We start from the raw sequence: 9695 nt of genomic DNA, 5'->3' as shown, positions 1-9695 counted from the left end.
ATTTCAATATAGCGCTTGATTTGCTCATCACTAAGTTGCTTCATTGTCATTTTTGAAACAACAGTTTCGATAACTTGCTTATCTTTTGAGATAACTGCAATACTTGTGATTAGCTCGTGAGTTTGGCCTTGCAGGCGTTTAAGGTGATTAAATGCATTTTCTGGTGTTTCTGGTTTATTAAAGATTTCGCCCTTAAAGTTTAGGACTTGATCTCCACCAATAATAATTGCATCTTGATTCGTTTTAAGTACTTCTTGTGCTTTTTGTAGGGAAAGCTCACGAGAGACTTCAAGAGGAGTAAGACCTTGAGTTTTGATAGACTCTTCATCAATATTAGGGGAGATACATGTAAATTCTAGGCCCAGCTGCTTTAGTTGTGCCTGGCGAAATTGTGATGAACTTCCTAAGATTAATTGCATATTTTACTCCGTTAACGATTTATTCTAACTTAGCAAATCTATCACGCTTGGGCCATTCATGTTATAATTACTCAAACTTTATTGAGGTAAATATGTCTGATAATAATGAAACAAATAAAATTAAACCAAGTGAATTTCCATATCTGCATGGCTTTGATAAGGCCGAACAAGATCGACTGCGAGCTCAGGCCCGCTTTGCAGAACAAACTGTTTACAAAGATGTGAATCTTTCAAGAGTAAAAGAATTAATTGAAATTGGTAGTGGCGTTGGTGCACAAACAGAAATTCTTTTAAGAAGATTTCCAGATATGCACATCACTTGTGTTGATCGAAGTGAACATCAGCTTGCCTCGGCCAAAGAGTTTCTTGGAAACACTCTTAATGGTGCATTTAAAGATCGATTTGAACTTCATCAAATGGATGCGACAAATCTTACTTTTGATTCACGAAAATTTGATGGAGCATTTCTTTGCTGGATTCTTGAGCACGTGCCAGAGCCGGCCAAAGTTCTTTCTGAAGCAAGAAGAGTTCTAAGACCTGGTGGGCGTATTTATATCACAGAGGTTATGAACTCAAGCTTCCTACTTGATCCATACTCACCTAATACTTGGAAGTATTGGCAGGCCTTTAACGACTACCAATATGATATGGGCGGAGATCCTTTTATTGGTGCAAAGCTTGGAAACCTACTCATGCAACAAGGCTTTAGAAATATAAAGGTGGAGTCTAAAACATGGCACCTTGATAATCGCAGGCCTGATAAGAGAAAAGAATTTATCGATTATTGGTGCGAGCTTCTTCTGTCTGCGGCTCCTCAGCTTGTAAAAGAAGGACGAGTGGAGCAGGAAACTGTTGATGAGATGAGGGTTGAACTTAGAAAGGTTTCTAATGATCCTAACGCTGTATTCTACTATAGCTTTGTTCAGGCCAGTGCCAACGCTAATTAATTCAATACTTTATGGCCGTCTACTTAATAGTCGGCCATAACATTCTTTCATTTCTTAACTCTACTGTCTTAATTTAGCGTAATTTTATAAAATATGAAATTACGTTTATGTGCCAAACTATTCGCAACTCTCTTGGTGAGCTTATTTATAAGTTCTGCTCTTGCTAGTAATGAAGCAGGTACTCTTGAGTTTCGTCAATTAAGTAAGGCCCATAGGGATCAATTTCTTTCTCTGACTAATTGGAAGAGAAGTATTCGAACGATTCGCTACGGCGATGTCAGAAAGAGGCAAGTCATCTATAAGTCTCTTAATCTTAAATCAGACTTTAAATCACCTGCTAAGGAATTTACTTCCGTTTTAAAAAGTTTCTATCTTGATGGAAACTTTAAGTGTGAGCGTTTTGCTATTTATGAATTTATGGCAGACGCTACAGGTATGAGGCCTGCGTCAAGTAAATGTGACAATCATTTCTCGACATTTATTTTTAATCAAACAGGCCTTGTGGAAATAAGTTTTTATACGAATCGTATTACGAAGCTTTCGTATTTAATGGCCTCTAATGGAAGTAGTGCCATGAGCCGTTTTGGTCACAGCATGTTCTATGTCGCTGCTTGTAAGGTTGATAAAGAGAATTGTCCGCTAAGACAACAAGTTGAGTTTGTTCTAGGTGTGGCCGCAGATGTCGATGATTTATCACCTGGTTTCTTTAAGGGGATCTTTGGCGGATACGCTGCAAAGATTGATTTCATGTCTTTGTCACAAGTGAAACAAAAATATAATTATGAAGAATTTAGAGACCTTTATCAGTATGACTTAAAGATTGATGGGGTAGAAAGAAGGAAGTTTATTTCTCACGCCCTCTCTTTATATGAAACAAAAGATATGGGACGCTATAAATTCTTTTCAGCAAATTGTGCAACTGAGTCTTATAAAATTCTAAGGGCAGCTCTTGGCCATAAGGATTTACGTGACAAGATCTCAACACCTAAGGGACTCCTAAAAGAACTTCTTGATGCTGGGCTTATCAGTGAAAAAGAAAATCGAGTCTTGAAAGAGAAGTCAAATAAAGTGCATGAAAATCTAAGAAAGCTTTCAATCGAAAGCTTTGAAGATTACCTTCAGATAGATCCTGACAAGAGATCAGCGATGGCCAATATGTATCACCATAGGGCATCACGAAAAAATCGTGAAGATACAGCTGTGTTGCATGCATTTGTTTTCTTAGAGTCTATGGCCTTTTCAAAAGAGAATATGAACCTCTTAAATATTGCTGCTAAGAATAAGGATGCATCAATTGCAAAAGAATTTAGCAACCTAGCAACTGAGTACAAAGGTTGGTACAGGACGAATAATTCTCTTATTAGGGAGGGAAAAGCTCCTATTAAGAGCCGTATTTTAAATCGTATTGATAGTTTTTATCGCCAAAATTTTTCTTTAGAAATTGAGCGTATTAACTCAATTGCTATGAATATCAAATCAACAAAAGACTTAATCAAAGAAATCAATAAACGAAATCGTTTGGAAAAGGAGAGTTTATGAAAAATATTGCACTTATTGTTTTAACAATTCTTAGTCTTAATGCACATTCTGAAGGAATGTCTGAAAGAGAGTTATCAACGATTCTAACAATCTCACCATTTGTGACGACTACTGAGGCCATCACTGATGCTTTTACAACAGATGAGTTTGAAGAAGCTGGTCAGATCATTGCCGACGGTGTTGTGACTGAAGAAGAGCGTCAAGAAATGTCGATTGAACTTAAAGGAAGACTAGAGGAATGTATTGAGTCAGATGGAGCTGAATTTGAATCTCCAGAGACTGATTGCCTAAAGCTTCTTGCTAGCTACGATTACTAATTCGATTTATACTTTGGGCCAGCTTCTTAGTTGGCCCAAATATAGCGTCTAACTTTCTTAATCCCTTCTTCTTGGAATCTCTCCATTGCTTTAGAACTTACTTCACTAATCAACTTAAGTGATGGGTAGTGCTCTTTTGTTTCTTCCTTATTAATGGCATAAGGAGGGCCAAAGTCACGTGAACCATCATGATCCATTGTAATCAGTAGAGTCTTTGTTTCTTCTTGGATTAATCTCTTAATTGTAGGGTAGTACTTCTCTTCTCTCATGCACATTGGAAGGGCGACGTTTGAAGCACGGTCGTAAAGATAGTCAATTCTTCCTAAGTCTTCGATCTTAAAAAAGTCTTTGTTATGGATTTCGATCTTGCCATCTTTTGATGTATAGACATTATCATCTAAGTCAAAATCAACTTTATTCTCTTGAAAGAACTGCTCCACTGGATCTTTAACGACTTCAACGCCAATAACTTTTGCGCCCTGGCCTGCAAGATAGATCATGTCAAGGGACTTACCACATAGAGGAATTAGAACTGTTTTGTCTTTTAGATCGATATCTTTGAAGTAATCAATCATGGCCTGGTTGTATTCACTTTGATGAAATCCAGTGAATCCTTTATCCCAACCTTCTTGCCAAAACTTGGCGTTATCTTGTTTTTGATTTGTTTCAATTTTCATAGTGATACTCTAAATGTAGTGAGGGGCCAAATCCCTTGGCCCCTCTTTCTAGCACTTCGATTCAACCGGAGTTGGATCAAATTTAATTTTTATGTAACTTCTAGCTTCCACACATTTGGCAATCTTCTGGATTGTCGATTGAACAAACCATTGCTGCCGCTTCTTGCTCAAGCTGCTCAGGAGTTTTCTTTCCTTCGTTCTTTACTGTGAACTGAACAGCGTTAACTGCAGCACGTGAACGTAGGTAGTACATTCCTGTCTTAAGCCCTTTCTTCCAAGCATAGAAGTGCATTGAAGAAAGTTTCCCGAAGTTAGGGTTTTCTAGGTGGATATTAAGTGACTGACCTTGGTCAATATAAGGCCCACGTCCAGCAGACATATCAATAACTGCTTTTTGCTTAACTTCCCATACTGTTTTGTATAGAGCTTTTAAATCCTCAGGGATTCTTTCAATTGTTTGAATTGAACCATTATTAGCAATGATTTCATTTCTTAAAGTATCATCCCAAAGTCCGCGATCAATTAGGTCACGTACTAAGAATTTATTAACAACTGCAAATTCACCAGAAAGAACTCGTCTTACATAGATATTTGAAGTGATTGGCTCAAAACACTCGTTATTACCTAGGATTTGAGAAGTTGATGCCGTTGGCATTGGAGCAACTAGTAGTGAGTTTCTTACACCATGCTTAGCTACTTCTGCTTTTAGTGCATCCCAGTCCCAACGTCCTGAGTGAGCTGAGTGTCCCCACATGTCAAATTGGAATTGTCCTTGTGACATTGGTGAACCTTCATAAGTTGAGTATGGCCCATCGATGATTGCATCATCTTTTGAAGCAGTAACTGCTGCAAAGTAGATTGTTTCAAAGATGTCATTGTTTAGCTGAAGCGCTTGTTCAGACTCAAATGGCATTCTCATCATGAAGAAAGTATCCTGAAGACCTTGTACACCAAGACCAATTGGACGGTGTCTCATATTAGAATTCTTCGCTTCAACAACAGGGTAGTAGTTGATGTCGATGATTCTGTTTAGGTTCTTCGTCATACGGTAAACAACTTCGTAAAGGTGCTTGTGGTCGTATGCTACATTTCCTTCCTTGTCAGTCTTAACGAATTTGTTAAGAGCAACAGAAGCAAGGTTACAAACTGCAACTTCATCAGGTGCAGTATATTCAAGAATTTCAGTACAAAGGTTTGAAGACTTGATTGTACCTAGGTTCTTTTGGTTTGATTTTTCGTTAGCTGCATCTTTGTAAAGCATGTACGGAGAACCAGTTTCAGTTTGTGATTCAAGTACTGCAAACCAAAGGTCTTGGGCACGAATTGTTTTCTTTGCTTTACCTTCTGCTTCGTAGCGAGTGTAAAGAGCTTCGAATTCAGCACCATAGCATTCAGCTAGGCCTGGACACTCGTGTGGACAAAATAGTGACCACTGTCCATCTTCTTCGACACGCTTCATGAATAAGTCTGGTGTCCAAAGTGCGTAGAAAAGGTCACGCGCTCTTTGCTCATCTTTACCAGTATTCTTCTTCATTTCTAGGAATTCGAAGATATCTGCGTGCCATGGCTCAAGATAGATTGCAAATGAACCTTTACGCTTTCCACCACCTTGATCAACGTAGCGAGCAGTATCATTGAAAACTTTTAGCATTGGAACGATTCCGTTCGACGTACCATTTGTTCCCTTAATGAATGAACCTTTTGCGCGGATATTGTGGATTGATAGACCGATCCCACCAGCAGACTGAGAAATAAGAGCAGTTTGCTTAAGAGTATCGTAGATTCCATCAATTGAATCATCTTTCATTGTTAGTAGGAAACAAGAAGAAAGCTGTGGCTTAGTTGTTCCCGAATTAAATAGAGTCGGAGTTGCGTGTGTAAAGAACTTCTGGCTCATTAGGTTATATGTTTCTACCGCTGCTTCCATGTCATTCATATGGATACCAACTGAAACTCTAAGAAGCATTTGTCCTGGTCTTTCAACAATTTTACCATCCATTCTCAGAAGGTAAGACTTCTCTAGAGTTTTAAATCCAAAGTAGTCGTAGTTGAAGTCACGCTTATCAACGATTGTCTTATCTAGTAGCTCAGCATTTGCCATTACTGTTTCATATAATTCTTTTGAAACAAGTGGCGCGTGCTCACCAGTTGCAGCGTTTACGTAGTGGTACATTTCCTTAACGTTTTCAGAGAAACAACCTCTTGTTTCTTTGTGAAGGTTAGAAACTGCAATACGTCCCGCTAGAACATTATAGTCTGGGTGCTTTGTCGCAAGGTATGCTGCTGTCTCAGCTGCAAGGCCATCTAGTTCAGTTGTTGTGATACCGTCGTAGATACCTTCAATTACTTTTTGAGTAATAAGTGTTGGATCAACATTACCTTCTAGTCCGAAAGCAAGTGTGTTGATTCTATCTGTAATTTTATCGAATTTAATTGGCTCTCTCTCGCCGCTTCTTGTCTGTACGTACATTTCTTAAAACTCCGCGTCTAGTGTGAACGTATTTTCTGATTTCTCAGAAAGGATTCCTGGTCTTTGGTATTCAGAAACTCTTTTCTCGAAGAAGTTTGTTTTACCTTCTAGAGAAATAAGCTCCATCCAATCAAATGGATTTACTGAACCGTAGTGTGCTTCAAGACCAAATTGTTGCATCCAGAAGTCAGCAACAAATTCAATATATTGCTTCATAAGATCAGCATTCATACCAATTAAAGAAACTGGAATTGCGTCAGTGATGAATTCTTTTTCAATTTCAACTGCTTCAGTAAGGATCTCTTTGATCTTTTCTTTGCTACATTGCTCTTCTTTATCAAGAAGTGAGTGAAGAAGAACCGCAAATTCACAGTGTAGACCTTCGTCACGAGAAATGAATTCGTTAGAAGTACATAGACCTGGCATTAGGCCTCTTTTCTTTAGCCAGAAGATTGCACAGAATGAACCAGAGAAGAAGATTCCTTCGATGGCAGCAAATGCAACAAGTCTTTCAGCGAATGTATTTTTCGAGTAAAGCCACTTCATTGCCCAGTCAGCTTTTTTCTTAACTGGCTCAAAGTGATCTACTGCGTGGAAAAGACGATCTTTTTCTTTAGCGTCTTTTACATATGTATCAATTAGTAGAGAGTAAGTTTCTGAGTGGATATTTTCCATTGCAATTTGGAATCCGTAGAAACATCTAGCTTCTGGGTTTTGTACGTCATTGTAGAAACGTACTGCTAGGTTTTCATTAACAATCCCATCACTTGCTGCAAAGAATGCAAGAACGTGAGTAATGAAGTGTCTCTCATTGTCATTTAACTTTTCCCAGTCAGTAATATCTTGGGCCAAGTCGATTTCTTCAGCAGTCCAGAAAACTGCCATGTGTCTTTTGTACATTTCCCAAATTGAATTGTATTCGATTGGGAAAAGGACGAATCTATCGTCATTTTGTGCTAGAATTGGTGAAGTCACAAGTTCCTCCTTAACTTTTGCAATAGCGTGTGTGTGCTAAATACATGCAACTTAATTTAGTTAAAAAAATATTAAATCTCTTAAATGTTTTTTAATAAGATTGTGTTGTGTTGTTCTTATTCAGTGTATGACCCGTAACTTTTTATTTCAATACACAAGACTCCATAGATTTTTCTTTTTTTTGGAGGGCCGCTAATTTTTATACTTGATTAGGTTAGTGTGTCTTTGTAGACCCATTAGACAAGGGGTTTGGGCACTTTTTCAAGTTTTATTTTTAGAAAAAAAATGCTGTCTTAAAAATTCTGTCATCTAATTTTTAGTGCTAACAGGAGAGTTTGATGCGACGTGCTTATACCATATGTTGTGGCCGTAATTTTTTTGACACTACTATATCTTGATAAAATATACGAACGATGAGCTGCGTTGGCGAGATTTAGACCTATTCCCAGTTTAATTTTAAGGTAGGTGACTCTTTAATTTTATTTCTTCTCTTATCGTATTCGCCTGTCGTCTTTACTGAAGCGTGTCCCACTTCAATGGCTATGGTGTAAATATCAACACCGATTTCGAGTAACTCACCAATAAATGTGGCCCTTGCTGAGTGAGGAGTAACCTTAAAACCAATACCCGCTTTCTGGGCATACTTGTCTAGTAATTCGTTAATTGTTCGAGGGTTTATTGGTTTATTTAAATTTGTTGGATCACTTGGGTTTCTTGTTGGCTGAAAGAGCCAATCATTTTCTCCTGTCTCTCTTTCGCTCTCATTCATCCATTGAATATATTCGTCGAGTGCCTTGATTGCGATAGGGTTTAAGACCTTCTTTCCAAGCTTGCCACCCTTGGCACGATATTGAAGAATCTTATTATTACCTTGCTCCTGATAGTCTTTAAATCTTAGATTTAAGATTTCGCTCTTTCTAAGACCTGTCGTAAAAAACGTCGTAAAGAGGGCCAGGTGTAGGTATTTACTCTTTTCATTCTGTCCCATGTGGTAAAGCAACTCTAGTACTTGTTGCTTATTTAAGGCATTTGTAGGGGACTTTACTTCGCTTCGTGGCCTTCTAACACTGGCAACAGGGTTGGCCTTTAGAAGGTTCTTTTCAACAAGGTATTTGAAGAATGCACTTAAGCTTGCAAGCTTGCGATTAATAGTTTTTGGCGTCGAAGGATTTTGATTGTGGCCACCAAACTCTGAAAGATAATTTCTATATTTGATGACATGAATGCGCTCGATAGAGTCAAATGATGTGAGTTTATAATAGTCACTAATCCAGCACAGAAATTGGTTAATATCATTTAGATAAGATTTTCTTGTATGAGATGAAGTGAAGTTTTCAAAAAACTCTTCATCGAGAATAAAGTCGTGGCCAATATCTTCTTGCTTTAAATCGAACATAGATCAATTTTAGCAAGGTTTTTATCTGGGGTAAGTTAGGGGAAAAAAAGGCACAAGTGAATGTGCCTTTAACAGGTATATAAGCTTCGTTTATGCCTGAATTCTTGCTTGAATTAACTCAGGACGTGTCCTCTTAAGATTCCACGTTAGGCCAACGAAGTTTAAAGAACGAATTAACCATTTTGTTGGATCAAAGTGGTACCACTTGATTCCATTTCGGTAGTCTGTTTGAAATGTATGGTGAAAATTATGATAACCCTCTCCGTATGTGAATAAGGCCATCACCCAGCTATCACGTGCTGTTTGTCCTTTGTCATAAGGACGTGTTCCAACAACATGGCAAAGTGAATTGATAAAGAATGTACAGTGGTGGACGAATACAATTCTTGCAACACCAGCAACAAATAAACCACCTAGCCATGATCCGGCCCAAAGGTATCCAATAAGGGCAGGCAGTGCAAAGCTAAAAAGCGCAACAAAGCCAAGATAGAACTTATGCTGGAACATAACCATTGGGTCTTTTAAGAGGTCTTTAGAGTATTTGTACTCATTTTGATCTTCAAGAAGAAGGATCCATCCCATGTGAGCATAGAAGAAGCCCTCATTAATATTGTATGGATCTAGTTCAGTATCAACCTTTCCATGGTGAACTCTGTGGTCGTTACACCATTTTAATGCTGAGTTTTGAACAGCTGCGGCCCCAAAAATAAGCAGAAGAAGTCTTACTGGCCAACTTGCTTGATATGATCTGTGGGCAAATAGGCGATGGTAGCCGGCCGTTATCCCAAGGCCTGTCGCAATATAGAAGATTAGGGACAAGGCCAGGATTCTCCAATCAAAACCATCTACTTTTAGCCATGCAATTGTTCCTGCGATGGCAATTAGTGGTGTGATTAGAAGAAAGAGTGTGTTTGTTTTATTTAAGTTTTTTAATGAATAAGTCTTAGTGCACATA

At 38.3% G+C, this 9695-nt stretch carries 9 protein-coding genes; 3 read left to right on the top strand and 6 right to left on the bottom strand.

The genetic code is table 11. The annotated features are described in order from the left end of the window. Nucleotides 1-419, bottom strand: a 419-nt coding sequence (locus ABMA79_RS12315; RefSeq protein ID WP_393092982.1) for a Maf family protein, incomplete at its 3' end; no start/stop codon positions are given. Nucleotides 420-511: 92 nt separating this feature from the next. On the opposite strand from ABMA79_RS12315, the gene ABMA79_RS12310 reads away from it, so the two are divergent. The 3 genes from ABMA79_RS12310 to ABMA79_RS12300 all read left to right on the top strand — a co-directional run bounded on the left by ABMA79_RS12310 (nt 512) and on the right by ABMA79_RS12300 (nt 3222). Further along, complete coding sequence (locus ABMA79_RS12310) at nt 512-1366, top strand: methyltransferase domain-containing protein (RefSeq protein ID WP_393092979.1); 855 nt, start codon at nt 512-514, stop codon at nt 1364-1366. A 93-nt stretch (nt 1367-1459) separates the two neighbouring features. Further along, nucleotides 1460-2905, top strand: coding sequence for a DUF4105 domain-containing protein (locus tag ABMA79_RS12305; RefSeq protein WP_393092976.1), 1446 nt, complete (start codon nt 1460-1462; stop codon nt 2903-2905). Then, complete coding sequence (locus ABMA79_RS12300; protein WP_392860770.1) at nt 2902-3222, top strand: hypothetical protein; 321 nt, start codon at nt 2902-2904, stop codon at nt 3220-3222. Before ABMA79_RS12305 ends, ABMA79_RS12300 begins: the two co-directional genes overlap by 4 nt. A gap of 26 nt (nt 3223-3248) precedes the next feature. Here ABMA79_RS12300 and ABMA79_RS12295 read toward each other — a convergent pair whose 3' ends face one another. The 5 genes from ABMA79_RS12295 to ABMA79_RS12275 form a co-directional block, all read right to left on the bottom strand. After that, nucleotides 3249-3899, bottom strand: coding sequence for a hypothetical protein (locus tag ABMA79_RS12295; RefSeq protein WP_393092973.1), 651 nt, complete (start codon nt 3897-3899; stop codon nt 3249-3251). Between the two features lie 100 nt (nt 3900-3999). Continuing rightward, on the bottom strand, nt 4000-6369 hold the full coding sequence (locus ABMA79_RS12290) for a ribonucleoside-diphosphate reductase subunit alpha (protein ID WP_393092970.1): 2370 nt from the start codon (nt 6367-6369) through the stop codon (nt 4000-4002). A gap of 3 nt (nt 6370-6372) precedes the next feature. Continuing rightward, on the bottom strand, nt 6373-7344 hold the full coding sequence (locus ABMA79_RS12285; protein ID WP_392860765.1) for a ribonucleotide-diphosphate reductase subunit beta: 972 nt from the start codon (nt 7342-7344) through the stop codon (nt 6373-6375). A 439-nt stretch (nt 7345-7783) separates the two neighbouring features. Further along, complete coding sequence (locus ABMA79_RS12280) at nt 7784-8740, bottom strand: tyrosine-type recombinase/integrase (protein WP_393092967.1); 957 nt, start codon at nt 8738-8740, stop codon at nt 7784-7786. Nucleotides 8741-8830: 90 nt separating this feature from the next. Beyond that, nucleotides 8831-9694, bottom strand: coding sequence for an acyl-CoA desaturase (locus ABMA79_RS12275; RefSeq protein WP_392860761.1), 864 nt, complete (start codon nt 9692-9694; stop codon nt 8831-8833). Nucleotide 9695 lies beyond the last annotated feature (1 nt).

Source organism: Halobacteriovorax sp. HFRX-2_2 (assembly GCF_043196705.1).
Taxonomy (GTDB): domain Bacteria; phylum Bdellovibrionota; class Bacteriovoracia; order Bacteriovoracales; family Bacteriovoracaceae; genus Halobacteriovorax_A.
The sequence above is the reverse complement of the archived record's forward strand: the minus strand, read 5'-3'. Positions and strand labels throughout refer to the sequence as shown.